The organism is Streptomyces sp. NPDC001153, from assembly GCF_053598315.1.
This window is the reverse complement of sequence record NZ_JBSFJZ010000001.1, coordinates 140,252-164,548: the sequence shown is the minus strand read 5'-3', so window position 1 is coordinate 164,548 and position 24,297 is coordinate 140,252. Positions and strand designations below refer to the sequence as shown.

Sequence of the window (24,297 nt, the reverse complement as noted above, 5' to 3'; positions counted from 1 at the left end):
ACACGGCCGGGGGAGTGGTCGGGCCTCAGCGGATGCGCGAGTCGAAGCGGGCACGCAGGGGCCGGTCGGGGCCGGGGCTGTGCTGTCGGACCATCGGGCAGCCGCCGTCGGCCCCGTGCGGCCCTGGACCCCGGAGCCGGACGCGCCCGGCGATCCGGCTCCGCGGGAGCCCCTGTATCCGGTGGCCGAGACCGCAGCGGCCAGCGCGGACCAGGTCTTCTCACCACAGCACATGGCCGAGGTGCGTGCCGGCGGACACCGGAACGCACCTCGGGGCGGGCAGTGGAGAGTTCAGCGCCGGGTTGGCAGAGGCGTGGTCCCCTCAATCCGAAGATGGGCGCCTTCTACGTTGCGGTCCTCCCGCACTTCATCCCTGCCGGTGCCTCGCACCTCGGTGCGGGCGTGCTCCTGGCCTGCGTGCGCATCCTCCTGGCTGTCGCCTGGGCTTGGGCGCTGATCGCCTTCGCGCGCGTGCTCCGGGACCGCCTGAGTCGGCCTTCGGCCCGCCGCTTTCTCGACCGCGTCACGGGCATGGTCATCGCCACTTTCGGTATCCGGCTCGCGCTCGGACAGTGAGGCCGAATCACTCCTCGAAAGAGTCCGCGAAGAGCTTTCCCGAGGCGCCGCAGCCCTCCCCGGGGCGGCGGAACACTCAGGACAACTCCCCAACTCTCCATCGCCTTCGAGGACTCGGCCACGGGTGCCGCCGCGGCGCGTGCTGCACTCAGCTTCGCGCACATCGGCAGGCCCGCCTGGGCAAGTTGACGACTCCGCTCAGGCCGCGCCGTTCCGGCGGGCCGGCGTGACAGGGGAACACGCCCCGCTCGCACGACCCGCCGGACACCGCCGAGTGCGCCTTGCCGGAGCTGGGTGGAGCAAGAGGCTCCAGGCGGTATCGACCTTGGACCAGCCGAGGTCGCGTGGGATGTTCGTGGTCACGGACCGCGATGTCGCGGCTCCGCATCGGCCGGGCCGTCCTGGGGAACTCGGGCGTCCGGGGACGGAAACCGCCGATCGGCGGAGGAGGTGCCGTTGCCGTGGACGACTGGGAAACATGGGAGATGCACGACTACGTACGGCTGTCGCCACGCGAACGTGTCGCGCTGCTGCAGATCGAGGCCTGCCTCAAGCAGGACCGCAGGTTCGCGCGCCGCATGGGCGACCCGCAGCGAGGCGTGTGGCTGCCGGTGGCGGTGCTGCTGCTGGGCATCGCCTCGGCGTTCGCGGCCGTCATGGGCGTCCGCACCTCGGACCCCGCACTGATGTGGTGCTTCGCGCTGCTCTGGCCCCTGACCCTCTTCCAGGCGTTCCGCCTCCTGGGCCGAGCGGTCCGCAGCCGCGCCCGATCCCGCTCCGGAAAAAGCGTGCGGCCATGGCTGTGACTCTCTGTGGCGGCAACCGGCGACCTCGTCGGCCCACGGATGCCGGAGACGGGTGATCGGAGTCGCCGGTGGACCCTGTGAAGCCTGTGATGAAGGGGCTCGTGAGGCCGATACGGCTGCGGCGCTGATCGCTGATCGGGGCCGTGCCGGCCGCCGTGCTGATCGGGGCCGCGGGCCGAGGCCGGGTCCGGTGCCTGTTCCGCCTGCCGTGCCTGTTCCGCCTGCATGCGTTCTCGGCCTGCGGCCCGCGGCAGTGTCATTCAGCCGCGCCGCTCGGAGCCGGTGGCGGCTCCCCGGCCGCTCCTCGCGGGCAATGCCGCACCCGCTATCCCACGGACGCACGACCGCCCTTGCCGGACAGGCCCCGGCGTCCGCCCACCGTCACGACAGACAGACGCCGGGGTCTGCCCGGCCATGCCATGGGCGCCATGCCATGGGCCAAGACCCGTCGCGGTCCTCGGCTCGGTCGACCCCTGCCCGCGGGGCTCGACCACCGACTCCCTTCCCGCATCCCGGCCCCACCCCGGCCGCGACCCGGCCCCACTTCACCCCACCCCCACTTCACCCCACCCCTCAGCTCCGCTTGCCCCGCCCCGACAGCGCGTCGCGCATCCTGTCGACCAGGCCCGCGCCCGGGGCCAGCAGCTTGTTGGCCGGGGGAGTGTCCGGTGCCGAGGGGTGCGGACGGGTCGGAGCCATCTTCTTCGCGCGGCGCACCTTGTCGCCGAGGTCCATCAGCGCGTCCGCCGGGCAGGCGGCCTCCATCTTCGGGAAGAGGTTCTGCTCCTCGTCCATCACATGGGACCGGATCTCGCTCATCAGCTGGGCCATGAGCGTGTCGAACCGGGCGTCGTCCGCCTGCAGGCTCTCCAGGTCCTTCATGATCCGTTCGGCCTTGGCGTGATCCTCGATCTCCTTGTCGGCCAGGGCGTCCCCGCCCGTGATGTGCTTGCGCACCGCCGGGTACAGATAGGACTCCTCCGCGACCGAGTGCCGTACCAGCTCGATCGTCGCCTGGTCGGCGAGGTTCTTGCGGTCCTTGGAGCCGGGCGGCAGCGCCTCGATACGGCCGAAGATCTCCTCGACCTCACGGTGATCGGTCGTCAGCTCCTGGATGACGTTTCCGCCGTGACCCATGTCGTCACCTCCTGCGAGACATCGCGGCGGCCCATGAGCGGCCTGCCGTCGCCGCGCCGAGTGCCCCGCGCACACCGCGCTACACGGCCCACCCGCGCGCGGCCGGCGCATCACGTGGCGGGCGGCTGCCATCCGGCCCGCTCCGGACAGCGCGCGCCCTCCGCCACCGGTGGTCCGGCAACTCCTCGTTCGGCGCCCCCGCGTCCATCAGCGCCGGGCGGCCCGGGGAGACCAGCGCCAGGAACCGTTCGGCCGTGGCGCACAGCCGCCGGTCGTCCGTGGCCAGGCGGGTGTCGGTGGGCGGGCCTGCGGAGTCCTTGCCGGCCGGCCGGTGCGCCGCATGTCGACCTCCTCGTGCCGACGGCGCTGGAGCGGGCCCGTCGGCCCTCACCCGCCCGGCGGTATGTCGGCCGAACCGCCCCTGGTGCGACACGCCCGGGAGAATCGTTGCGTCAGGCGGGGGGCGCGGGCACAGTGAACTTCCCGGTCAAGACGCGGCTGGCTGATCCCTGCTCACCCAGGAAGCCCGATGCCCATGGAAAAAGGTCAGCTGTCCCGTGCCCGGATCCGCCCCGGCGGCCCGGCCCCGCTGCTCCTGCACACCGTGCGTGAGGACCGGCCCGGGACCGGCGCCGTCAGCGTCCTGAAGGCGCGGGGTACCGTCGACGCCACCAATGCCGTGGAGTTCTCCGAGACGCTCGCCGAGCACATCGCCCGGGCCGACCGGGACGGGGAGCACCCGGTGCTGGACATGACCGAGGTCTACCTCGCCTGCGCGGCCGCGGTGCGGGCCGTGGACCGGGCCACCGGGGTCCTGGCCTTCTCCGGCCGCGCCCTGCCCGTCGTACAGCCCCGGCCGCATGTACGGGAGGCGCTGCGCGCCGCGGGACTGCCGGGCGTCCGGGTGCACGCCACCATGGCATCCGCCCTGAACTCGATGGAGGCCCGGAACCTGAACTCGATGGAGGCCCGGAAAGGGGCCGGCCCACGGCCCGGCGGCAGCGGTTGGTGAGCAGAGCGGCCCGTCCCGTCCGGCGCGGTGGACGGCGCGGCCGGGGGCCGGGCCCCTACCGTGCACAGTGGTCGGGAAGAGGCCGCCCGCGTTCCTCGCACCGTCTTGTCCGGGTGATGCCATGAATCCCTCTTCCGACCCGTCCGCCGCCCCGGCACCGCTCGTCATCGAGTCGTCCGTGGTCGAGGGACTGCCCGCCGAGGCGGCGCTGCTGCTGCGCATGTCCGGCAGCCTCGATCCCGCGGGCGCCCAGGCCTGGTCGGCGGAGCTGCGGGGCCACCTCGAACAGGCCGACCGCGCGGGACTGCGGCCCGTCCTGGACATGGCCCATGTGCAGCTCGGTGGCGCCGCCGTGCTGCACACGCTCAGCGAGGCGACCCGGGCGCGCAGCGGCCGCCCGGACCTGATCATCGTCCGCGCCCGGCCCGGCGTGCGCGAGGCGGTGCATCTCGCCCGCCTGGACGGGGTCCGGCTCTACGCCACCCTCGACGAGGCGATGCGGGAGCTGGCCCGGGCCGTCTCCCGGGTGGAGGAACTGCCCGCCTGGCGGTCCCAGATGGCGGATCCGCTGCGGCCCAGCTACGAGGATCTGCGCAAGGAGGTCCGTGCGCTGCGCGCCCGCGTGCGCACCGCCCCGGTCATCGGCATGGCGCAGGGCGTGCTCATGGTCCGCTACGGCCTGACCGACTCCGGCACCGCCTTCCGGGCGATGCGCGAGGCCTCGCAGCGATTCAATGTGCCGTTGCGCGTCCTCGTCTCCGCCGTGGTCGTGGCCCGGCCCCCGGACGGCGGGGTGTGGTTCCCGGGCCGCCGCCCCGTGCCCGTGCCGCAGCTGCGGATCCTGGCCCGCGACGGCCGCGACCCCCGCTACCGGGGGCAGATGATCGACGCCGTGCTGCACGAGGCGCTGGCCATCGGCCGGGCGCCGGCCGGTTATGTGCGGCTCGTGGACCCGGCCGTGAACGCGCTGATGCTGGAGACCCACTACGGCTGCGCGGACACGTTTCTCGACCTGCTCGTGCGCGGCCGGGACGAGGGCACGGCCGACGCGCTCGCCCGGCTGCGCGGGCACCGGGTGAGCGTGCCCGACGTGGCCGCCGACGCGCTGCTCTCGGAGGAGGCCCGGGGGGTCCTGCTGAGCGCGGGAGTGGGCGCCCTGCAGAGCGTCCCTGTTCTCTCCTCGGCCGGCGCCTGCACCGGCGTGATCACCCTGCAGTGGCCCGACGCCGGGCACCGGCCGACCGCCGCCCAGGCCGAGGCGCTCGGTCTGCTGGCCTCCGACGCGGCGGCCTGGCTGAGCTGGTACCACCGGTCGGTGCTCCTCGACGCCCTCGAACACCTCCACCGGACGGTGACCGGCTCCGCCGCGCCCGCGGAGGGCGGCGGGGGTGACCCGCACCGTCCTGGGAACCCGGAGCCCGTGGGCACCAGGCACCACCCGGAGGGAGTCCGGCGCATGTCCAATCCGCAGCAGCCCGAACAGCGGCGCAGCGACAAGGGGGGCGCCACCCCGCAGGACAGCGGCCAGATGAAGGCCCGGCAGGCAGCCGAGCGCGCCGCGGGCGGCCGCCCGCACGGCTCGGACAAGGGCAAGAAGGGCGGGGGCCAAGGCGGAGGTGTGCCTCCGGCACAGCAGCCCGATCATCCCTGACGGACGGATCACAGCTCGGGGCGCACTGCCGTTGGCCGGGTGCGGGTGCGGGTGAGTCATGGCTGGTCGCGCGGTTCCCGCGCCCCTTGGGGGCGCTCACCTCGCCACAGGCGCTAGTCTCGCCGCCATGAGGATCTCCGTCTCCTCCGACATGGACGAACCCGTGGCGCGCCTCCTCCTCGACGAGCTGAGGCGGCGCGGCCACGACGTGAATCCGCACGGCGCCCTGTGCCCCGGCGCCGACGCGCAGTGGGCGGCCTGCTCGGAGGCGGCCGCCCGGGACGTGGCCGAGGGAGTCGCCGATCAGGCGGTGGTGTGCTGCTGGACCGGCACGGGCGCGTCCATCGCGGCCAACAAGGTGCCCGGCGTGCGCGCGGCGCTGTGCACGGACGCCGTCACGGCGGACGGCGCGCGCCGCTGGAACGACGCCAACGTCCTCGCGCTGAGCCTGCGCCTGACCTCCGAACCCCTGCTGAAGGAGATCCTCGACGCCTGGTTCGCCGGCGAGCCCAGCCAGGACCCCGAGGACCGGCAGAACGTGGCCCGCGTCGGCCGCCTGGACGCCGCCCGGAAGGATTCCTAGGCGGGCGTACGACGGACAGCGCGGGCCGGGGCGGCTGGAGTGGGTCAGTGGGCGCCGAGTCCGCCGCCACCGAACGAGCCGCTGGAACCCCGGCTCCAGCGCGGACGCTCCTTCGAAGCGCTCGGCTTGGAGTCCTGGTTCCTCAGGTCGTACGGGGTGAGCGGACGGCCGCCCTTGGGGATCTCGGGGACCTCCTCGTAGTCCCTGTTCTCCCGCACCTCGCGCACCGGCCCCTCCGGCGGCAGCTTGGGCTGTTCCTCCGGCCGTGGCCGGGGGGACTCTCGGTACTTGACGCGGGAGGTCATCCAGAAGCCGCCGGCGAGCAGCGCCAGGACGGCCACGGCCACGATGAACAGGAACAGGCTCATCAGGCCGCTCGCTGCGGCCAGCTGCATCGATGCGGTATTCATAGGACAGGAATACCCCTCCCAGAACCGGACGAACCGGACACTGTGTGTGACCGGTGGCGGACGGACGGCAACCCGGCTCCTGTCGACGGCTCCCGAGGCGCGTCCGGGGCGTTCTCCGGCCCCGTGGAGTGGTTTGCGGCCCCGCGCCCCGGCTACCCGCACCGTGTGACAACGCCGACTTCGCAGCAGCTCTACCAGTTCCTGGAGGACCGCTTCGCCTGTGCCCAGGCCTGCACGGAATGCGCCCGGGTCTGCGCCGTGCGCGCGAGTCTGGTCGACCCGGACGGCACCGAACGCCATGAGCGGGTGCGCAGGCTCGGCATCATGTGCGCCGAGGTGTGCGACGCCACGTGCCATGTGCTGTGCGAGGAGAGCCGGCAGGACGAGGGTGAGATCCGGGTCCGGCTGGAGTGGTGCCGCTCGGTCTGCCTGGAGTGCGCCCGCGCCTTCGACGAGCAGCCCGGCGCCGAGTCGGCGGCGGCCTCCTGCCGGATCTGCGCCGACGCCTGCTCGGAGTTCCTGCAGAGCCTCATGTGAGGCTGCCGTGGGTCCGGAATTCGCCCGGGGCGCACCATTCCTAATTTCTGAAACACGTTCTACGGTGTGCGCCGTCAGGACCGCCCTTGGGGAGCCTGGAGGCGCCGTGCATCTCGACCACACGCCCGAGCAGCAGCGACTGCGCGCGGAACTGCGCGCCTACTTCGCACAGCTGGTCCCGGACCACGCCTACGCCCGGTACGCCGACCCGGTCGCACAGAAGCGGTTCTACCGCGACACCATCCGCCGGCTCGGCACCGACGGCTGGCTCGGCGTCGGCTGGCCCGAGGAGTACGGCGGGCGCGGCATGACGGCGATGGAGCAGTTCATCTTCTTCGACGAGGCCGCCCAGGCCGGCGTACCGCTGCCCCTGATGGCGCTGAACACGGTCGGCCCGACGCTCATGCGGTACGGCACCGAGGAGCAGAAGGCGTACTTCCTGCCGCGCATCCTCTCCGGCGAGATCGACTTCGCCATCGGCTACAGCGAGCCCGACGCCGGCACCGACCTCGCCTCCCTGAAGACCAGGGCCGTACGCGACGGGGACGGGTACGTCGTCAACGGGCAGAAGATCTGGACCACCAACGGCGACACCGCGGACTGGGTGTGGCTGGCCGTGCGCACCGACCCCGCCGCCCCGCCGCACCAGGGCATCACCATGCTGTTGGTGCCGACCTCCGACCCCGGGTACTCCTGCACGGTCATCAACACGCTCGCCTCGCACGACACCACCGCGAGCTACTACGAGAACATCCGCGTCCCGGTCTCCCGGCGCGTCGGAGAGGAGAACCAGGGCTGGCGGCTGATCACCAACCAGCTCAACCACGAACGCGTCACCCTCGCCGCCCACGGCACCATGGCCATCCGCGCCCTGTGCGACGTGCAGCGCTGGGCCATGGAGACCAAGCTCGCCGACGGCCGCCGGGTGGCCGACCTGCCCTGGGTGCGCCGGCTGCTCGCCCGTACCCACACTCGGCTCGACGCGATGAAGCTGCTCAACTGGCAGATGGTCGGCGCCGTCCAGGACGGCACGCTCACCCCGCAGGACGCCTCCGCCGTCAAGGTCTACGGCTCCGAGGCCCGCCGGGACGCCTACGCCTGGCTCATGGAGATCGTCGCGGCCGCGGGACCGCTGAAGGAGGGCTCGGCGGGCGCCGTCCTGCACGGCGAGCTGGAGCGCGGCTACCGGTCGGCGGTCATCTTCACCTTCGGTGGCGGCAACAACGAGATCCAGCGCGAGATCATCTCCTGGATCGGCCTGGGGATGCCCAGGGTGCGGCGCTAGCCTGCGGGCATGGGCGACCCCGGGCTGTTCACGCCGAACTCCGTGACCTGGCAGATGCACGGCGACCCGATGATGTGGGTCGCCGGCGTCCGCGCGCTCTACCTCCAGGCCCTGCACCCGCGCGCCGTTCGTGGCGTCCTGCAGAACTCGGACTTCCGGCGGGACGCCTGGGGCCGGCTGATGCGCACCGCGAACTTCGTCGGGACGACGACGTACGGCACGACCGAGGCCGCCGAGCGGGCCGGCGCCCGGGTGCGGAAGATCCACAGCGTGCTGACGGCCACCGACCCGGAGACCGGCGAGCGGTACGGCGTCGGCGAACCCGAGCTGCTGCTCTGGGTGCACTGCGCGGAGATCGACTCCTATCTGCACGTCCTGCGCCGCTCCGGCTTCCCGCTCACCGACGCCCAGGCCGACCGGTACATAGCCGAACACCGGGTCACTGCCCGCCTGGTGGGCCTCGACCCGGAGACCGTACCGGCGAGCCGGGCCGAACTCGCCGCGTACTTCGGGAAGGTACGGCCGGAACTGACGGCGGGACCCGAGGCACGCGAGGTGGACGACTTCCTGCTCCGTCCGCCGACGCATCCCCTCCTCATCCCGGCGCGCGAGGTGCTGTGGCGGCGCGTGGCGCACCTGGCGTACGCCGCTCTGCCGCCGTACGCCCATGAGCTGTACGGCAGACCGGCCCCCACGCCTGCCGTCGTCACCCGCCGGCTGCGGGCCACGGGCGCGCTGCTGCGGTGCGTTCCCGCACGTGTGCGCTGGCAGTTGCCGCCCAAACACATCCTGCGGGCCATGGCGAGGCTCGGACCCCAAGCGCGTCCGGCACCGTACAAAGTCGGACGATAGACCGCCATACTGGACGAGCAGGGGGGTGTGGCGCGGATCGGGCCGACGTGGTGCGGTGCCGGGCCGGCCTCCCGGCGGCGGGGCGGACGGCGACGGGGGCGGCGGATCGCTATGGGGGAGAACAGGCTGGTTCAGGGCCGGTACCGGCTGCTCGACCTGATCGGGCGGGGCGGGATGGGCGAGGTGTGGCGGGCCCGGGACGAGTCCCTGGGCCGGCAGGTCGCGGTGAAGTGCCTCAAGCCACTCGGCCCCGACCACGATCCGTCCCTCGCCCGTGTCCTGCGCGAGCGCTTCCGTCGCGAGGCCCGGGTGGCCGCCGGGCTCTCGCACCGCGGGGTGACCGTCGTGCACGACTTCGGCGAGTCCGACGGGGTCCCGTACCTGGTCATGGAGTTCCTGGAAGGCCGCGACCTGAGCCGACTGCTGCAGGACAACAAGGGCCATCCGCTGCCGGTGCGGGACGTGGTGGACATCGCCGCGCAGATCGCCGCCGCCCTCGCCTACACCCATCAACAGGGCGTCGTCCACCGCGACTTGAAACCGGCCAACATCGTGCGGCTGGCCGACGGCACGGTGAAGATCTGCGACTTCGGCATCGCCCGCCTCGGCCACGACATCGGCTTCACCGCCCGGCTGACCGGCACCGGGGTCGCGCTGGGCACCCCGCACTACATGTCCCCGGAACAGATCGGCGGCGACCCGGTGGACCAGCGCAGCGACCTGTACTCGCTGGGCTGCGTGCTGTACGAGATCGCCACCGGGGCGCCGCCCTTCGACCTGGAGGACGCCTGGGCGATCCTCATCGGCCACCGCGACACCCCGCCCCGGCCCCCACGTGAACGGCGCCCGGAGCTGCCCGGCCACCTCCAGCGCATCATCCTCGACCTGCTGGCCAAACGGCCCGAGGAACGGCCGTACGACGCCGGGGAGTTGGTCCGCCGGATACGGGCCGGGCACGGGGCGGTGGTCTCCGGCACGGTGGTGGAGATACCGGAGGCGAGAGGCGCGGCCCGACTGCCGTCCTGGACCCGTGGCATGACCACCGGCCACAAGGCGCTCGGCGCCGGACCGGGCGCGCTGAGCCCGGACGCGGGGGCGGCACTGTCGGTCCGATGGGACGCCGTCCGGTGGGACGCGCCCCGAAGGGGCGCGGGGAACTGCGCGACCAGCCACAACGGACCAGCAGACGCTCGACAACCCGTACGGGCGTTTCCCGCAGCGTGCACTGCGCCCACCGCCGAGCGCTCCGGCCCCGATCACCCCGAGACCCTCGCCGGCCGCCACAAGGCGGCCTTCGCCCTCGTCCGCGCCGGCCGGGTCGCCGAGGCGCTGGCCGCCTACACGGACCTCGCCGAGACCGGAGCGCGCGTTCTCGGCGCCGACCACCCCGACACCCTCGCCGCCCGCCAGGAGACGGCCTACGCGCTGGGCCGGCTGGGCCGCCACTTCGAGGCCCACCAGGTGTACGCGGAGGTGCTGGCCGCCCGGCTGCGCGTCATGGGCCCCGACCACCCCGACACCCTGCGCTGCCGCCACAACCTCGCCTGCACCCTCGGCCGGCTCGGCCGCCTGGACGACGCCTGCCGTACGGCCCTGGAGGTGGCCGCCGCCCGGGCCCGGGTGCTCGGTGCCGACCATCCCGACACCCTGGTCTCGCGCTGCGAAGTCGCCTACTCCCAGGGCCAGTCGGGCCGCTGGGAGGAGGCGCTGCGCATCTACCGCGAGGTCGCCGACGCCAGGGCGCGGGTCCTCGGCGCCGACCACCCCGACACCCTCGCCGCCCGCTACGAGACCGCCCTCAGCCTCGGCCGCCTCGGCCGCAGCGCGGACGCGCTGCGCCTGTACCGCGAGCTCGTCGTGCACCGCACCCGCGTCCAGGGCCCCACGCACCCCGAGACCCTGCGCGCCCGGCACGGCCTCGGGGTCAACCTCGGCCGCCTCGGGCGCTGGGAGGACGCCCTGACCGAGGCCCGGGAGGTCTGTCTGCTCCGCGAGCAGGTCCTCGGCCCCGCCGACCCCGACACGCTCGTCAGCCGCCGCGAGATCGCGGTCGCCCTCGGCTGGCTCGGCCGCTGGGCCGAGGCCCTCGCCGAGTACCGGTGGGTGGCCGCCACCCGCGAGGAGGTCCTCGGCCCGGACCACCCCGACACGCTCGCCGCGCGCGGCGACGAGGCCCACTGTCTGGAGCGCCTCGGGCGGGGCACCGAGGCCGGCGAGTTGTACCGCAGGCTCGCGGTGGTCCGCCGACGGCACGCGTCCGGCGGCATCTGACGGAGACCGCGTGCTGCGGCCACCTGATCGAACGGCCCGTCCGAAGCCGCCCGGCCCACGGTCGGGGCACGCCTCTGGCCGCCATGGATCATCGCGTGTTACGAAGAACCATGCCTGCCAACGAGCACACACGCACCTACGACGCCGTCATCGTCGGCGGCGGCCACAACGGCCTGGTCGCCGCCGCCTACCTGGCCCGGGCCGGCCGTTCGGTGCTGGTGCTGGAACGGCTGGACCACACCGGCGGCGCCGCGATCTCCACCCGCCCCTTCGTCGGCGTGGACGCCCGGCTGTCGCGCTACTCCTACCTGGTCAGCCTGCTGCCGCAGAAGATCGTGCGCGATCTCGGGCTGGACTTCCGGGTGCGCGCCCGCACCATCTCCTCGTACACCCCGGCGGAGCGGGACGGCCGGCCCACGGGACTTCTCGTCGGCGGCGGCGAGCAGCGCACCCGGGCGGCCTTCGCCCGGCTGACCGGCGGCGAGGGCGAGTACCGGGCCTGGCAGCGCTTCTACGGCATGACCACGCGCGTCGCCGAACGCGTCTTCCCGACCCTCACCGAGCCCCTGCCCACCCGCGAGGCACTGCGCCGCCGCATCGACGACGAGACCGCCTGGCGGACCCTGTTCGAAGAGCCGGTCGGTGTCGCCGTCGAGGCGAACTTCCAGGACGACCTGGTGCGGGGCGTGGTCCTCACCGACGCCCTGATCGGCACCTTCGCCGACGCCCACGACCCCTCTCTGGCCCAGAACCGCTGCTTCCTCTACCACGTCATCGGCGGCGGCACCGGCGCCTGGGACGTGCCCGTCGGCGGCATGGGCGCCCTCACCGACGCCCTGGCCGCCGCGGCGCGCTCGGCGGGCGCGGTGATCGCGACCGGGCACGAGGCGGTCCGGATCGCCACCGACGGACACACCGCCGAGGTCACCTACCGCACCGCCGACGGCGAGGGAGTCGCCGCCGCCCGGCACGTCCTGGTGAACGCCTCCCCGCAGGACCTGGCGGTCCTGACCGGGGACCCGGCACCCGAGCCCGCCGAGGGCGCCCAGCTCAAGGTCAACATGCTGCTCACCCGGCTGCCCCGGCTGCGCGACACGGCCGTCGACCCGCGCGAGGCCTTCGCCGGCACCTTCCACGTCGCCGAGGGCTACCGGCAGCTCGCCACCGCCCATGCCCAGGCCGCCGCCGGTGAACTCCCCGCCGTGCCGCCCTCGGAGATCTACTGCCACTCCCTGACCGACCCCACCATCCTCGGCCCCGAACTCGCCGAGCGCGGCTACCAGACCCTCACCCTGTTCGGCCTGCACACCCCGGCCCGACTCTTCGACCGGGACAACGACGCCGTACGCGAGGAACTGCTTAAGTCCACCCTCGCCCAGCTCGACGCCCACCTCGCCGAACCCCTCGCCGACTGCCTGGCCACCGACGCCGACGGCCGCCCCTGCATCGAGGCCAAGACCCCGCTCGACCTCGAGAGGGACCTCAGGCTGCCCGGCGGCAACATCTTCCACCGCGCCCTGTCCTGGCCGTACGCCCAGGAGGGCACGGGCCGTTGGGGCGTGGAGACCCGGCACGCGAACGTCCTGCTGTGCGGCGCGGGCGCGGTGCGCGGGGGAGGGGTGAGCGGGGTACCGGGACACAACGCGGCGATGGCGGTGCTGGAGGACGTTGCGTAAGACAGCGCTCGGCAAAAGAATCTGACGGTACGTCAGAAAAACTCTTCCGTCGTCCGGCCCGCTGCGGCATCCTGCGCCCATGCAGACGGAGCTGAGCAGGAAACTGGGAGTCGAGCACGCCGTCTTCGGCTTCACGCCGTTCCCCGCCGTCGCCGCGGCCATCAGCCGGGCCGGCGGCTTCGGCGTGCTCGGCGCGGTCCGCTACACCGCCCCCGACGACCTCAAACGCGACCTCGACTGGCTCGACGCGCACGCCGGCGGCCGGCCCTACGGGCTCGATGTCGTCATGCCCGCCAAGAAGGTCGAGGGCGTGACCGAAGCCGACGTCGAGGCGATGATCCCCGAGGGACACCGGCAGTTCGTGCGGGACACCCTCGCCAAGTACGGCGTCCCCGAACTGGCCGAGGGCGAGGCGTCCGGGTGGCGCATCACCGGCTGGATGGAGCAGGTCGCCCGCACCCAGCTCGACGTCGCCTTCGACCACCCGATCAAGCTGCTCGCCAACGCCCTCGGCTCCCCGCCCGCCGACGTCGTCGCCCGCGCCCACGACCGGGACGTGCTGGTCGCCGCGCTCGCGGGCAGCGCCCGGCACGCCCGCAAACATCAGGAGGCGGGCATCGACATCGTCGTCGCCCAGGGCTACGAAGCCGGCGGCCACACCGGCGAGATCGCCACCATGGTGCTCACGCCGGAGGTGGTGGAGGCCGTCGATCCGCTGCCCGTCCTGGCCGCGGGCGGCATCGGAAGCGGACAGCAGGTGGCGGCCGCCCTCACACTCGGCGCGCAGGGTGTGTGGTTGGGCTCCATATGGCTGACCACCACAGAAGCGGACCTGCACTCGCCCGCCCTGACCCGCAAGCTGCTCGCCGCCGGGTCCGGCGACACCGTCCGCTCGCGTGCCCTCACGGGCAAACCCGCGCGCCAGCTCCGTACCGAGTGGACCGACGCCTGGGAGGACCCGGCCGGACCCGGCACCCTGCCCATGCCGCTGCAGGGCCTGCTCGTGGCCGAGGCGGTCTCCCGGATCCAGAAGTACGAGGTCGAGCCGCTGCTCGGCACGCCGGTCGGACAGATCGTCGGCCGGATGAGCAGCGAACGCAGCGTCCAGGCCGTCTTCGACGACCTCACCCGCGGCTTCGAGAAGGCCGTGGACCGCATCAACCGCATCGCCGGAAGGAGCGGCACGTGACCAGCACGCCCCCCGCCGGATTCTGGGCCCAGGCCGCCCAGCGGCCCGACCGCACGGTCCTCGTCGCCCCCGACGGCGAGGAGTGGACCGCCGGACGACTGCACGGCGCCGCCAACCGGCTCGTCCACGGGCTGCGCGCGGCCGGTCTGGAGCGCGGTGACGCCTTCGCCGTCGTCCTGCCCAACGGCGTCGAGTTCGTCACCGCCTACCTGGCCGCCACCCAGGCCGGCCTCTATCTGGTCCCGGTCAACCACCACCTGGTCGGCCCCGAGATCGCCTGGATCGTCGCCGACTCCGGCGCCAAGGTGCTCATCGCCCACGAGCGGTTCGCCGCCGCCGCACGCGCCGCCGCCGACGAGGCTGGACTGCCCGCCACCCACCGGTACGCGGTCGGCGAAGCCGACGGCTTCCGGCCGTACCCCCAACTCCTCGACGGACAGCCGGAGTCCGCGCCCTCCGGCCGGGAACTCGGCTGGGTCATGAACTACACCTCCGGTACGACGGGACGCCCGCGCGGCATCCGCCGCCCGCTGCCGGGCAAGTCGCCCGAGGAGGCGTACCTGGGCGGCTTCCTCGGGATCTTCGGCATCAAGCCCTTCGACGACAACGTCCACCTGGTCTGCTCTCCGCTCTACCACACGGCCGTCCTGCAGTTCGCGGGCGCGTCCCTGCACATAGGCCACCGCCTGGCCCTGATGGACAAGTGGACCCCGGAGGAGATGCTCCGCCTCATCGACACCCACCGGTGCACCCACACCCACATGGTCCCCACCCAGTTCCACCGTCTGCTGGCCCTCCCGGACCAGGTGAAGGCCCGCTACGACGTCTCGTCCATGCGGCACGCCATCCACGGCGCCGCCCCCTGCCCGGACCACGTCAAGCGGGCCATGATCGACTGGTGGGGCCACTGTGTGGAGGAGTACTACGCGGCCAGCGAGGGCGGCGGCGCCTTCGCCACCGCCGAGGACTGGCTGAAGAAGCCCGGCACCGTCGGCAAGGCCTGGCCCATCAGCGAACTGGCGGTCTTCGACGACGACGGCAACCGGCTCCCGGCGGGCCGACTGGGCACCGTCTACATGAAGATGAGCACCGGCGGCTTTTCGTACCACAAGGACGAGGCCAAGACCCGGAAGAACCGCATCGGCGACTTCTTCACCGTCGGCGACCTCGGCTACCTCGACGAGGACGGCTACCTCTTCCTCCGCGACCGCAAGATCGACATGATCATCTCCGGCGGGGTCAACATCTACCCGGCCGAGATCGAGTCCGTGCTCCTGTCCCACCCGGCCGTCGCCGACGCCGCCGCCTTCGGCATCCCGCACGACGACTGGGGCGAGGAGGTCAAGGCCGTGGTCGAACCGGCCCCCGGCCACGAGCCCGGCCCGGCCCTCGCCGCCGCCCTCCTCGGCCACTGCGCCGAGCGGCTCGCCGGCTACAAGCGGCCCAGGAGCGTCGACTTCATCGCCGAGATGCCCCGCGACCCCAACGGCAAGCTGTACAAGCGGCGGTTGCGGGACCCGTACTGGGAGGGGCGCACGCGTCCGGTCTGACCACGGCGGGACCCGGTGGCCGGGACCTGCGGTTTCACGGGCGGGGGCGGGTTCCGGCCGCCAGGAAGCCGGCGAGGCCCGCCGCGTCGGTGCCGGCCTTGCGGTAGACGCTGGACAGCAACTGCCGCACGCCTTGCTCGGGGAGGCGCATCTCCTTCGCGACCACAGCCACCGAGTGTCCCTGGGCGGTCAGTTCGGCGGTACGGCGTTCCGGAGCGGTCAGGGTGTCCGCCTGCGCATAGCGCAGCGGCAGCGGGCGCAGTCCGGCCGCCGAGAGCTCTTCCCGGGCCCGGGCGGCGAGTGCCTCGGCTCCGCAGTGCACGGCGCCTTCCAGGCCTTGGTAGAGCCGGTCGGCGGCCTCCTGCAGCCGCCCGTTGCGGGACAGTGCGGCGCCGTGGCCGATCTGGGCGCGGGCGAGTTCGTGAGCGGCGGGCGACTGCTCCAGGTGGTCGACCGCCTCCGCGTACAGGTCGAGTGCGGCCGGACCGCCGGTGACCTCGGCGAGGGTGTACAGGGCCTGGCCGACGGCGGAGGCGGCGCCGAAGTTCCGGGCGCGCCGTACGGCTTCCTGGGCATGGCCGAGGGCCTGCTCCGGGGCGGTGGGGGCGAGCGCGGACGCGAGCCGCAGCTGCCATGGGCACCAGGCCGGATTCCGCCAGGCCCGGCCGTCCAGCCAGTGCCCGACCGACGACAACAGCGGCGCCGCCTCGGCGTGCGCACCCTCCGCCAGGAGCAGTTCCGCGTAGATGGTGCGCGGGTCGGGATAGATGACGGCGTTCGGGGTCATCTCACCGAAGCGGTGCTCGTCGGCCAGTGCGCGTGCCTCGGTGACACGGCCACGGGCCAGCAGGGTCTGGATCAGGATGCCGACGGCGAACCACTGGGCGGGTACGGCACCTGCCACCTTGCCGGCGATGCGCAGGCCCTCCCGTGCGAGATCCTCGGCTTCGGCCAGGCAGCCGCGCTGGTAGCGGATGTAGCCGGCGAGGGTCTGGCCGAGGGCCAGATGGGAGCCGCGCCAGCCCTTCGCCACGCACTCGGCGATGCCCTTGTCGAACAACTCCTCTGCCCGTCGCGGCTGGTCGCCGTACATGAACACCAGGGCGACCGAAACGGGCACCTCGAAACCGTGGTTCTCGTCGATCCAGCTCATGCCGCCGCGCAGGGCCTTCTCGGCATACCCGAGGGCGGTCTGCCGCGGTTCACCGCGCTTGACGGCGTCCCAGGCCCGCAGCCCCAGGATGTAGCGCTCCTCCAGGCTGCGACCGGGCAGCTGCTCGGCCAGACGCGCCAGTGTCCGGGAGCGGGCGGGTGAGTCGGGGTCGTCGGTGCGGACCATGCTCCAGACGAACTGATCGGCCTGCATCCGCAGTTTCACGCGCGGGCTCCTGGCCCGCCGCGCTTCTTCCGCGGCCACGGTCACGGCCTCGGCCAGCTGATCGGTGTGGGCCAGAGCCTGCGTCAGCCGGAAGATGATGGAAGCCCGCAGATCGGGGTCGACGTGGGGCTCCGCCAGCGCCTGGCGGAGATGCCGCACCGTGGCCGTGGGCTCGATCAGGAACGTGGCGCACGCGAGTTCGTGAAGGAGCGCGGCACGGTCCTCGGGGAGCGGCGGCTCCTGCAGCGCGCGGGACAGCAGACGCCGGGCGGCCTCGGTCGCCCCGGCGCGGAGGTAGGCGCGAGCGGCCTCGCGCAGGCAATCGACCGTCTCGGAACTGCCCTCGCAGGGGACCTCCAGCAGATGCCGGGCGGCGGCGGTGGGGCCGTATCCCGCGGCCAGCACGGTCTGCGCGGCGGTGTTGTGCAGACCGGCCCGGAAGGCCGTGCGGATGGACCGGTAGATCGTCGTGGCGATCAGCGGGTGCACGAACTCGAGCTCGCCCTCGGGGCCGTGGCCGTCGGCGAGGATCCGGGCCGCGCGCAGCTTCTGGGTCGCCTCGGCGACGGCCTCGTCGCCGAGCACCGCGATGGTCGCGGCGAGCCGCGGTGAGAAGGGCGAACCCAGTACGGCCGCGGTGTGCGCGAAGCGGACGGTCGCGGTGTCCAGCCGTTCCAGGCGCTCGATCAGTCCCGGGCCCTTGATCGCCGCGGCGAGCTCACGCATCGCGGGCAGGTCGTCCTCGGTGCCGCTCAGTTTCCGCTCGGCGAGTCCGATGGCGAGCTCCACCGCTTCGAAGGGGCTTCCCCCCGTGGCCGACCAGCATTCCTCGCAGAACCGGTCCTCGGCCGCCGCCCCGATTTCCTTCCTGACGATCTGCGCCACGCCGTCGGCGGTGAGCAGCGCCAGGTCATGGGGGCGGTTCCCCCGGTCTCCGACCAGCGACCGGAGTTCGCCCGCCTCGGGTGGCAGCTCGTCGGGCCGGTACGCCACCACGATCAGCAGCGGAAGGTCCTCTGCCCGCGGGGCGAAGGAGGCGAGCCAGCTCAGGGACTCGGCGTCCGCCCAGTGCAGGTCGTCCAGGAGCAGGACGACGGGTGCCTTCTTCACCGTGAGGCGTGTCATGACCCAGTCGAGCCCTTCGCGGACCCCGGTCGGGTCCGGGGCGGGGGCGGAGTCCCTCGCTTCGAGACCCAGCGCGGCGGCGACGATGTCGTACCAACTTCCCATGAACGAGCGGAGTTCCGCCCCGTCCATGGCGGCCAGCGAGGGCTGCGCCAACTGGCGCACCACGCGGAACGCCGACCCCTGTTCCGTCTCGCCGCCCCTGCCCGACAGCACCGTGAATCCGTGGGCCGCGGCCCGGGCCCGTGCCTCCGCGATGAGTGCCGTCTTGCCCAGACCGGCCTGCCCGGTGAAGGCCAGCAGACCGCGGCGTCTGGCTCGCGGCACGCCAGCGGTGGTGCGCCGCAACTCCTGGAACGCGGTGTCGAGGGCCTGGAGTTCCCGTCGGCGCTCGATCAACGTCGGCTGCTGCGTGATCGGTTGCCGCGGCCCCGTCGCCATGTGCCCTACCGCCTTCTGTCGTTCGGCCAGGGGAGCCGAGCGTACGCCTCGCCGAGGTGGGGCAGGCCGGATTGAGCACCATAGGATGAATCGTCGGCTTCAGATGGGATAATGCCTGCCCACCGGGTATGGGACCTGGTCGGACCACGGCTCCGCGGGCACCGAGGTCACGTCCGCGTACCGTGGCACGGTGCGGGACCAGTGGTAGCACCCGCGGATCCAGCCGATCATGCCCTCCACGTAGCCGACGCCCGCCGGGCTCAGCTCCGGTTCGATCTCCGCGTAGAGCGCCTGGAACTCCTTGATCGTCGCGTTGATCTTCTCGATGGCCATGAGGACGGCGCTCTGCAGCGAGCACCGGTGCTCGCGTTGGTGGGCAAGGGCCAGATTGATCATTTCGCCTGCGCGCTGTTCCTTCACCGCGGAGAACAGGTCGGGTATCCACACCGCCGCGTCGGCCGACAGCCGGCTCAGGCGCTGGACGACGGGATGGTGGAGCTCGGCGGACGACAGTTCGTACGGCTGCGCGGCCTCGCACAGCGGGTAGAACGGCTCGACGCCCGCGGTCAGCGACCGTATCGAGGTGCAGTCCCCGGTCCGCACGAGCAGGGGGTGGGCCTGGGCCACCGCCTCGTACAACAGACCGTGCACGTACTCCCGGCTCTTCCAGGCCCATCGCGCCGCCTGCGCGGGTGTGCACCGCTCCCGGACCTGCCGGTGGAGATCGGCCAGAGCCGCTCCGAGGGGAGTGCTGGGCCGCCGGCCGTCCCGCAGAATCGCGACGCTCTCGCACAGCATGGGAACCAGCCTGCCCGGTGAGCGCCGACCGGTGTCCTCCGCACGGTCGTCGAAGACGAACTGATAGGCGATCTGATTGGCCACGATCTGGAGCAGACCGGCATCCATGGTGGGGCTGTTGTAGGACGCGAGCTCGGCCGGGCGCGTGCGGACGATCATCTCCGCCACGCCTGGTTCGTCGGTCAGCCCCCACGCGCTCAGCCATGCGTCGACGCCGGCCGCGGCTTCGGATTCATGGGGATTGCGCTCGAACGGGAAGGGCATGTGGAGGTGGCCGTCGATCAGGTCCCTGAGCGTGGGAACCGGAATTCCGTCCGGTACGGCGACCGGGATTTCCTCATGCGTTGTCGACAACGTCGTCACCCGCCGTCCGGGAATCCGATGCGCCGGAAGGCATGGGCGAACGTGCTTCGCAGGCCATCACCAGGGAACGCGGGCCCAACGTGATCGCCGGCCGCGGATTCCGCTCGACGTACCCGGGCAGATGGCGCAGGCGCCGCCGGCCGGCGATGGTCGCGAGCGCCAGGGTGGCCTCCACCATGGCGAACTCGTCACCGAGGCACTTGCGGTTGCCCGCGGAGAACGGCATCAGCGCGCGGCGCTGTTCGGCGGTGGGCCTGCCCGGCAACCAGCGGGCCGGGTCGAAACGCCCGGGGTCGGGGAACGACGAGGGATCGTGGTGCAGGAGGTAGGGGCTGTACAGAACGGTGGCTCCCTCGGGCAGCCGGCATCCGGCGAGTTCCGTCTCCCTGGTGGCGACCCGGGTGAAGAGCCAGCCGGGGGACGAGTGGCGCAGCGTCTCGGAGACGACGCACCGGGTGAAGACGAGGTGCGGAAGATCCTCGGGGCCGGGCCGTCGGCCTCCGGGGAGGACGGCGTCGAGCTCGGCGTGCAGGCGGCGCTCCGCCTCCGGGTGGCGGGCCAGCAGGCTGAAGGCGTCGGCCAGGCACAGCGCCGGCGCCTCGACGCCGGTGAGCAGCAGCGTGATCAGGTGATCGTGGACCTCCTGGTCGGTGATCGCGGCCGCTCCGCCGTCGCCGCGCGCGGCCGCCAGCAGCGTTCCCAGCACATCGTCGCGGTCGGCGCCCCGGCGGCGCTCCGCGATCGCCGTGTCGATGATCGCGTGCAGACGCGACAGTGCGTGCCGGTAGCGGCGGTTGGCGGGTGTGGGGAGGCGGAACAGGGCGTCGATCGGTACGACCGTGCGGACGAACAGTCCACGGACGACGTCCGTGAGACAGTCCCGCACCTCGGTGGTCGTCGTGTCGTCCAGCGCGTCGGAGAGCAGGACGCGGCTGATCACACGTGTCGTGAGGGTCATCATCGCCTCGGTGACGGGTACCGTCCGACCCGCCGGCCACTTCCGGTACACCGCCTCGGCCTCCTCGGCGACGAGGTCGGTGTAGTGGGCGACGTACGAGGGACGGAAGCCGGGCTGCAGCATCCTGCGCTTGGTCCGGTGCGCCGGCTGGCGGCAGGTGACGAGACCGTCCCCCATCAGCTTGCCGAGCCTGTCGTACAGCGGACCGCCCTTGTCGAAGGTGTGCGGGTCCATGAGCACCTCGTGGGTCAGCTCGGGGTGACACACCATCCAGGCGCGCTGGGGACCCAGCCGTATCTCGACCAGATCCCCGTACGCCGGCAAAGAATTCAGAAACGCCAGCGGCCGACGGTATAAGGCGATACCGTGGCCGAGGAGTGGGAATATGCCGGGAGCAGTACCTGTCGTCCACGTTTCTTTCTGCTCAGGCACAGCACGGTTCATGGATTCCTCCTGCCCTACGTGACATGAGAAGTGCGTGAACTGCTACGGACTTGGCGCCCGAGACAAGTCCTGCCCAGGTTCTGTGGTGGCCGGTTGCCCAAATCCTTTCTCCAAAGGGGCGCACAGGAGCACGCGGAAGCGAAAACCGCATTCGGCGGACGACCGGTGGGACCGGTGTATGCGCCTCCACGATGCTTGACCTGTCTCCTCGACGGACCCAGGATCATGAGCCATGACCCAGGGACACGGCAGCACGGTCGACGGGGTGCTGCGGCGCAGCGCCCGGCGCACCCCGGCCCGCCGCGCGGTGGAGTACGCAGGGCGCCGCTGGACGTACGAGGAACTCGACGACGCCGTCTCCCGAGCCGCCTCGGTGCTGCTCGCGGAGGGCCTCACGCCCGGCGACCGGGTCGGCGCCTACGGCCACAACTCCGACGCCTACCTGATCGGCTTCCTGGCCTGCGCCCGCGCCGGCCTCGTCCATGTGCCGGTCAACCAGAACCTGACCGGGGACGACCTGGCGTACCTCGTGGGCCAGTCCGGCAGCACCCTGGTCCTCGCCGACCCGGGCCTCGCCGGCCGACTCCCGCACGACGTACGGGTGTTGCCGCTCAGGGACACCGCGGACTCGCTGCTCGCCCGGCTGGCCGACGCGCCGCCGTACGACGGGCCCGAACCCCGCACCGAGGACCTGGTGCAGCTGCTGTACACCTCCGGTACGACCGCCCTGCCCAAGGGCGCGATGATGACCCACCGCGCCCTCGTGCACGAGTACCTGAGCGCGATCACCGCCCTGGACCTCAGCGCCGGTGACCTTCCGGCGCACGCGCTGCCGCTGTACCACTCGGCGCAGATGCACGTGTTCCTGCTGCCGTACCTCGCCGTCGGCGCGACCAACATCATCCTGGACGCGCCCGACGGGGACCGGCTTCTCGACCTGATCGAGGCGGGCCGCGTGGACAGCCTCTTCGCGCCGCCCACGGTGTGGATCGGGCTCGCGGGCAGGCCCGACTTCGCCACCCGGGACCTCGACGGCCTGCGCAAGGCCTACTACGGCGCGTCGATCATGCCCGTCCCGGTGCTGCAGCGGCTGCGCGAGCGCCTGCCGCGGCTCGCCTTCTACAACTGCTTCGGGCAGAGCGAGATCGGACCGCTGGCCACGGTCCTCGGCCCCGACGAGCACGAGGGCCGGCTGGACTCCTGCGGGCGGACCGTACTGTTCGTGGACGCACGGGTCGTGGACGACCAGGGCGAGGACGTACCCGACGGCACGCCCGGCGAGATCGTCTACCGCTCACCGCAGTTGTGCGAGGGCTACTGGGACAAACCCGAGGAGACCGCCGAGGCCTTCCGGGACGGCTGGTTCCACTCCGGGGACCTCGCGGTGCGCGACGCCGACGGCTACTTCACGATCGTGGACCGGGTGAAGGACGTCATCAACTCCGGTGGTGTCCTGGTCGCCTCACGCCAGGTCGAGGACGCCCTGTACACCCACGAGGCGGTCGCCGAGGCCGCCGTGATCGGCCTGCCCGACGAGCGGTGGATCGAGGCCGTCACGGCGATCGTCGTCCCACGCGGTGAGGTGACGGAGGATCAGCTCATCGCGCAGGTGAAGGAGAAGCTCGCGCCCTTCAAGGCGCCCAAACGGGTGCTGTTCGTGGACGAGTTGCCGCGCAACGCCAGCGGGAAGATCCTCAAGCGCGAACTGCGGAACCGCTTCGGCGGCTAGCCGAGGCGGTCAGCGGCCTTCGACGGCAGCAGGGCGTCGGCCAGCAACCGCCACCGGGGCAGCGCCGATCCGCCCGGCTCGACACCGATCACCTGCACGGCGACGTGATCCGCACCGGCCTCCTCATGCCCGTGCAGCTTGCGCACGACCGTGTCCGGGTCGCCCCAGAACACCAGGTCGTCCACGAACCGGTCGCTGCCGCCGCCGGAGAGGTCGTCGTCGGTGTATCCGAGCCGACGGAACTTGGCGATGTTGTAAGGGGTTTCGAGGTAACCGTGCAGGTGCTCGCGCGCGAGAGCGCGGGCCCGGCCGGGGTCGGTCTCGAACAGCACGGCGTGCTCGACGGCCAGGAAGGCGTCCGGCCCGAGGATCTCCCGCGCCTGCCGGGTGTGTGCCGTGTTCACGTGGTACGTCTGGGCCCCCTCGGCGCGGTCGCGGGCCAGCTCCAGCATCTTGGGTCCGTACGCGGCCAGCAGGCGCCGGACGGGCTGTGCCGGTCGGGGGTTGGGCGTCCGCAGGGCGTCCAGCTCGTCGAGGTACCCGGCCATCGCGGCGAGGGGCCTGATCCCCGGGCGGGGCTGCCCGCCGAAGCCCAGGCCGAGCATGTGCCGACCCGGATAGGCGTCCGCGAGCAGCAGGGCGGCACCGTGCGTCCAGGCCGCCTCGCGGGACCAGATCCGGGCGATGCCGTTCACCACGCTCAGCTGCCGCGTGGAGGCGAGCAGATAGCCGGCGTGCGTGAACGCCTCCCGCCCGAGCGCCTCCGGGATCCAGACGGCTCGCCAGCCCAGATCCTCCAGTTCCTGGACAGAGTCCCGGATCCGCGCGGCCGGCTGGTGCTCGAAGTCGAAGGTGTAGATCCCGAACCTGCCGAGGTCCAGGCCGTTCTTCCCGGTCATCGTGTCTCTCCCTGCGCGTCGACGGCTCGATGCTCGATGCGATGATTCGAAATATCGCAGATTCTCGATATGAACCGCAAGGGGTGGCCCCCGGCGACCGAGTGGGCTAGAGCGACCGCCCCAGCTCCGCGACCAGGTCGGCTATGCGCCGTTCGTCCCGCTTGTAATGGGTCCACTTGCCCACCCGGGTGGCCCGGACCAGGCCCGCGCGCTGGAGTTCGGCCATATAGGCCGACACGGTCGACTGGGCCAGGCCCGCCTTGGCCTGGATGTGGCTCACGCACACACCGACCTCGGCCGGATCGGCGATGGCCGTCTCCATCGGAAAGTGCCGCTCGGGCTCGCGCAGCCAGCGCAGCATCTGCAGCCGCATCGGATTGGACAGCGCCCGCAGCGCGTTGACCAGGCCGGGGTCCGGGGTGGGAGCGGTGTCCGTCATGGCCTCGGAGTATAGGGCCGGTGCGACGTTTCGGGGTACGTCGATGCGATCCGGGCCGGAGGCACGGCCATGGTCGGTGATGCGGCGACCAGGTCCAGTGCGTCCCGTGGCGTGCATGGGGTCTTCGGCGTGCCAGGTCGGCCGTTCGGTGGGTCCAGGGACGGTACCGGTACGGCGTGAACCGGGGG

General features: G+C 72.4%; 20 protein-coding genes. 13 read left to right on the top strand and 7 right to left on the bottom strand.

The window, feature by feature from the left end:
* Positions 1 to 333: 333 nt before the first annotated feature.
* Positions 334 to 576, top strand: a complete 243-nt coding sequence (locus ACWDEN_RS00725) for a LysE family transporter (RefSeq protein WP_450856514.1) — start codon at positions 334 to 336, stop codon at positions 574 to 576.
* A 461-nt stretch (positions 577 to 1,037) separates the two neighbouring features.
* Positions 1,038 to 1,382 (top strand): DUF3040 domain-containing protein, encoded by a 345-nt coding sequence (locus ACWDEN_RS00720; RefSeq protein ID WP_450856512.1) that lies wholly within the window; start codon positions 1,038 to 1,040, stop codon positions 1,380 to 1,382.
* Positions 1,383 to 1,955: 573 nt separating this feature from the next.
* Here the strand turns inward: ACWDEN_RS00720 and ACWDEN_RS00715 are convergent.
* Entirely contained in the window at positions 1,956 to 2,519 is a 564-nt protein-coding gene (locus ACWDEN_RS00715; RefSeq protein ID WP_351617152.1) for a hemerythrin domain-containing protein, read from the bottom strand.
* A 529-nt stretch (positions 2,520 to 3,048) separates the two neighbouring features.
* On the opposite strand from ACWDEN_RS00715, the gene ACWDEN_RS00710 reads away from it, so the two are divergent.
* The 3 genes from ACWDEN_RS00710 (at position 3,049) to ACWDEN_RS00700 (ending at position 5,765) form a co-directional block, all read left to right on the top strand.
* Entirely contained in the window at positions 3,049 to 3,531 is a 483-nt protein-coding gene (locus ACWDEN_RS00710) for an STAS domain-containing protein (RefSeq protein ID WP_351617149.1), read from the top strand.
* A gap of 121 nt (positions 3,532 to 3,652) precedes the next feature.
* Complete coding sequence (locus ACWDEN_RS00705; RefSeq protein WP_450856509.1) at positions 3,653 to 5,182, top strand: ANTAR domain-containing protein; 1,530 nt, start codon at positions 3,653 to 3,655, stop codon at positions 5,180 to 5,182.
* A gap of 127 nt (positions 5,183 to 5,309) precedes the next feature.
* Positions 5,310 to 5,765, top strand: a complete 456-nt coding sequence (locus tag ACWDEN_RS00700) for an RpiB/LacA/LacB family sugar-phosphate isomerase (RefSeq protein ID WP_351617142.1) — start codon at positions 5,310 to 5,312, stop codon at positions 5,763 to 5,765.
* A 44-nt stretch (positions 5,766 to 5,809) separates the two neighbouring features.
* Here ACWDEN_RS00700 and ACWDEN_RS00695 read toward each other — a convergent pair whose 3' ends face one another.
* Positions 5,810 to 6,175, bottom strand: a complete 366-nt coding sequence (locus tag ACWDEN_RS00695; RefSeq protein WP_351617139.1) for a DUF6479 family protein — start codon at positions 6,173 to 6,175, stop codon at positions 5,810 to 5,812.
* Positions 6,176 to 6,340: 165 nt separating this feature from the next.
* Here ACWDEN_RS00695 and ACWDEN_RS00690 point away from each other — a divergent pair, with 165 nt between their 5' ends.
* The 7 genes from ACWDEN_RS00690 (at position 6,341) to ACWDEN_RS00660 (ending at position 15,535) form a co-directional block, all read left to right on the top strand.
* Complete coding sequence (locus ACWDEN_RS00690) at positions 6,341 to 6,712, top strand: ferredoxin (RefSeq protein ID WP_351617136.1); 372 nt, start codon at positions 6,341 to 6,343, stop codon at positions 6,710 to 6,712.
* A 106-nt stretch (positions 6,713 to 6,818) separates the two neighbouring features.
* On the top strand, positions 6,819 to 7,997 hold the full coding sequence (locus ACWDEN_RS00685; RefSeq protein ID WP_351617133.1) for an acyl-CoA dehydrogenase family protein: 1,179 nt from the start codon (positions 6,819 to 6,821) through the stop codon (positions 7,995 to 7,997).
* Positions 7,998 to 8,006: 9 nt separating this feature from the next.
* On the top strand, positions 8,007 to 8,849 hold the full coding sequence (locus tag ACWDEN_RS00680) for an oxygenase MpaB family protein (protein WP_450856505.1): 843 nt from the start codon (positions 8,007 to 8,009) through the stop codon (positions 8,847 to 8,849).
* A 111-nt stretch (positions 8,850 to 8,960) separates the two neighbouring features.
* On the top strand, positions 8,961 to 11,120 hold the full coding sequence (locus ACWDEN_RS00675; RefSeq protein WP_450856503.1) for a protein kinase domain-containing protein: 2,160 nt from the start codon (positions 8,961 to 8,963) through the stop codon (positions 11,118 to 11,120).
* A gap of 110 nt (positions 11,121 to 11,230) precedes the next feature.
* Entirely contained in the window at positions 11,231 to 12,796 is a 1,566-nt protein-coding gene (locus ACWDEN_RS00670) for a phytoene desaturase family protein (RefSeq protein ID WP_450856501.1), read from the top strand.
* Between the two features lie 79 nt (positions 12,797 to 12,875).
* The gene (locus ACWDEN_RS00665) at positions 12,876 to 13,985 is read left to right on the top strand and encodes an NAD(P)H-dependent flavin oxidoreductase (protein WP_351617123.1); all 1,110 of its coding nucleotides are present in this window, start codon (positions 12,876 to 12,878) and stop codon (positions 13,983 to 13,985) included.
* Complete coding sequence (locus ACWDEN_RS00660) at positions 13,982 to 15,535, top strand: acyl-CoA synthetase (RefSeq protein ID WP_351617120.1); 1,554 nt, start codon at positions 13,982 to 13,984, stop codon at positions 15,533 to 15,535. Before ACWDEN_RS00665 ends, ACWDEN_RS00660 begins: the two co-directional genes overlap by 4 nt.
* A gap of 34 nt (positions 15,536 to 15,569) precedes the next feature.
* Here ACWDEN_RS00660 and ACWDEN_RS00655 read toward each other — a convergent pair whose 3' ends face one another.
* The 3 genes from ACWDEN_RS00655 to ACWDEN_RS00645 all read right to left on the bottom strand — a co-directional run bounded on the left by ACWDEN_RS00655 (position 15,570) and on the right by ACWDEN_RS00645 (position 21,042).
* Positions 15,570 to 18,479, bottom strand: a complete 2,910-nt coding sequence (locus ACWDEN_RS00655; RefSeq protein ID WP_351617117.1) for an ATP-binding protein — start codon at positions 18,477 to 18,479, stop codon at positions 15,570 to 15,572.
* Between the two features lie 99 nt (positions 18,480 to 18,578).
* Positions 18,579 to 19,640, bottom strand: a complete 1,062-nt coding sequence (locus ACWDEN_RS00650; protein ID WP_351617114.1) for a (-)-alpha-amorphene synthase — start codon at positions 19,638 to 19,640, stop codon at positions 18,579 to 18,581.
* Complete coding sequence (locus tag ACWDEN_RS00645) at positions 19,615 to 21,042, bottom strand: cytochrome P450 (RefSeq protein ID WP_351617111.1); 1,428 nt, start codon at positions 21,040 to 21,042, stop codon at positions 19,615 to 19,617. Before ACWDEN_RS00645 ends, ACWDEN_RS00650 begins: the two co-directional genes overlap by 26 nt.
* A 232-nt stretch (positions 21,043 to 21,274) precedes the next feature.
* On the opposite strand from ACWDEN_RS00645, the gene ACWDEN_RS00640 reads away from it, so the two are divergent.
* The gene (locus tag ACWDEN_RS00640) at positions 21,275 to 22,771 is read left to right on the top strand and encodes an acyl-CoA synthetase (protein ID WP_351617108.1); all 1,497 of its coding nucleotides are present in this window, start codon (positions 21,275 to 21,277) and stop codon (positions 22,769 to 22,771) included.
* On the opposite strand, the gene ACWDEN_RS00635 is transcribed toward ACWDEN_RS00640, so the two are convergent.
* Positions 22,768 to 23,670 (bottom strand): TIGR03620 family F420-dependent LLM class oxidoreductase, encoded by a 903-nt coding sequence (locus ACWDEN_RS00635; protein ID WP_351617105.1) that lies wholly within the window; start codon positions 23,668 to 23,670, stop codon positions 22,768 to 22,770. The genes ACWDEN_RS00640 and ACWDEN_RS00635 overlap by 4 nt on opposite strands.
* Positions 23,671 to 23,776: 106 nt before the next feature.
* Complete coding sequence (locus ACWDEN_RS00630; RefSeq protein ID WP_351617103.1) at positions 23,777 to 24,109, bottom strand: ArsR/SmtB family transcription factor; 333 nt, start codon at positions 24,107 to 24,109, stop codon at positions 23,777 to 23,779.
* Between the last annotated feature and the right edge of the window lie 188 nt (positions 24,110 to 24,297).

Excerpts from the sequence above, each read along its gene's own strand:
- ACWDEN_RS00725 (WP_450856514.1), top strand. The coding sequence starts at position 334 with ATGGGCGCCTTCTACGTTGCGGTCCTCCCGCACTTCATCCCTGCCGGT.
- ACWDEN_RS00715 (WP_351617152.1), bottom strand. The coding sequence starts at position 2,519 with ATGGGTCACGGCGGAAACGTCATCCAGGAGCTGACGACCGATCACCGT.
- ACWDEN_RS00710 (WP_351617149.1), top strand. The coding sequence starts at position 3,049 with ATGCCCATGGAAAAAGGTCAGCTGTCCCGTGCCCGGATCCGCCCCGGC.
- ACWDEN_RS00705 (WP_450856509.1), top strand. The coding sequence starts at position 3,653 with ATGAATCCCTCTTCCGACCCGTCCGCCGCCCCGGCACCGCTCGTCATC.
- ACWDEN_RS00700 (WP_351617142.1), top strand. The coding sequence starts at position 5,310 with ATGAGGATCTCCGTCTCCTCCGACATGGACGAACCCGTGGCGCGCCTC.
- ACWDEN_RS00695 (WP_351617139.1), bottom strand. The coding sequence starts at position 6,175 with ATGAATACCGCATCGATGCAGCTGGCCGCAGCGAGCGGCCTGATGAGC.
- ACWDEN_RS00680 (WP_450856505.1), top strand. The coding sequence starts at position 8,007 with ATGGGCGACCCCGGGCTGTTCACGCCGAACTCCGTGACCTGGCAGATG.
- ACWDEN_RS00675 (WP_450856503.1), top strand. The coding sequence starts at position 8,961 with ATGGGGGAGAACAGGCTGGTTCAGGGCCGGTACCGGCTGCTCGACCTG.
- ACWDEN_RS00670 (WP_450856501.1), top strand. The coding sequence starts at position 11,231 with ATGCCTGCCAACGAGCACACACGCACCTACGACGCCGTCATCGTCGGC.
- ACWDEN_RS00665 (WP_351617123.1), top strand. The coding sequence starts at position 12,876 with ATGCAGACGGAGCTGAGCAGGAAACTGGGAGTCGAGCACGCCGTCTTC.
- ACWDEN_RS00655 (WP_351617117.1), bottom strand. The coding sequence starts at position 18,479 with ATGGCGACGGGGCCGCGGCAACCGATCACGCAGCAGCCGACGTTGATC.
- ACWDEN_RS00645 (WP_351617111.1), bottom strand. The coding sequence starts at position 21,042 with ATGAACCGTGCTGTGCCTGAGCAGAAAGAAACGTGGACGACAGGTACT.
- ACWDEN_RS00640 (WP_351617108.1), top strand. The coding sequence starts at position 21,275 with ATGACCCAGGGACACGGCAGCACGGTCGACGGGGTGCTGCGGCGCAGC.
- ACWDEN_RS00635 (WP_351617105.1), bottom strand. The coding sequence starts at position 23,670 with ATGACCGGGAAGAACGGCCTGGACCTCGGCAGGTTCGGGATCTACACC.
- ACWDEN_RS00630 (WP_351617103.1), bottom strand. The coding sequence starts at position 24,109 with ATGACGGACACCGCTCCCACCCCGGACCCCGGCCTGGTCAACGCGCTG.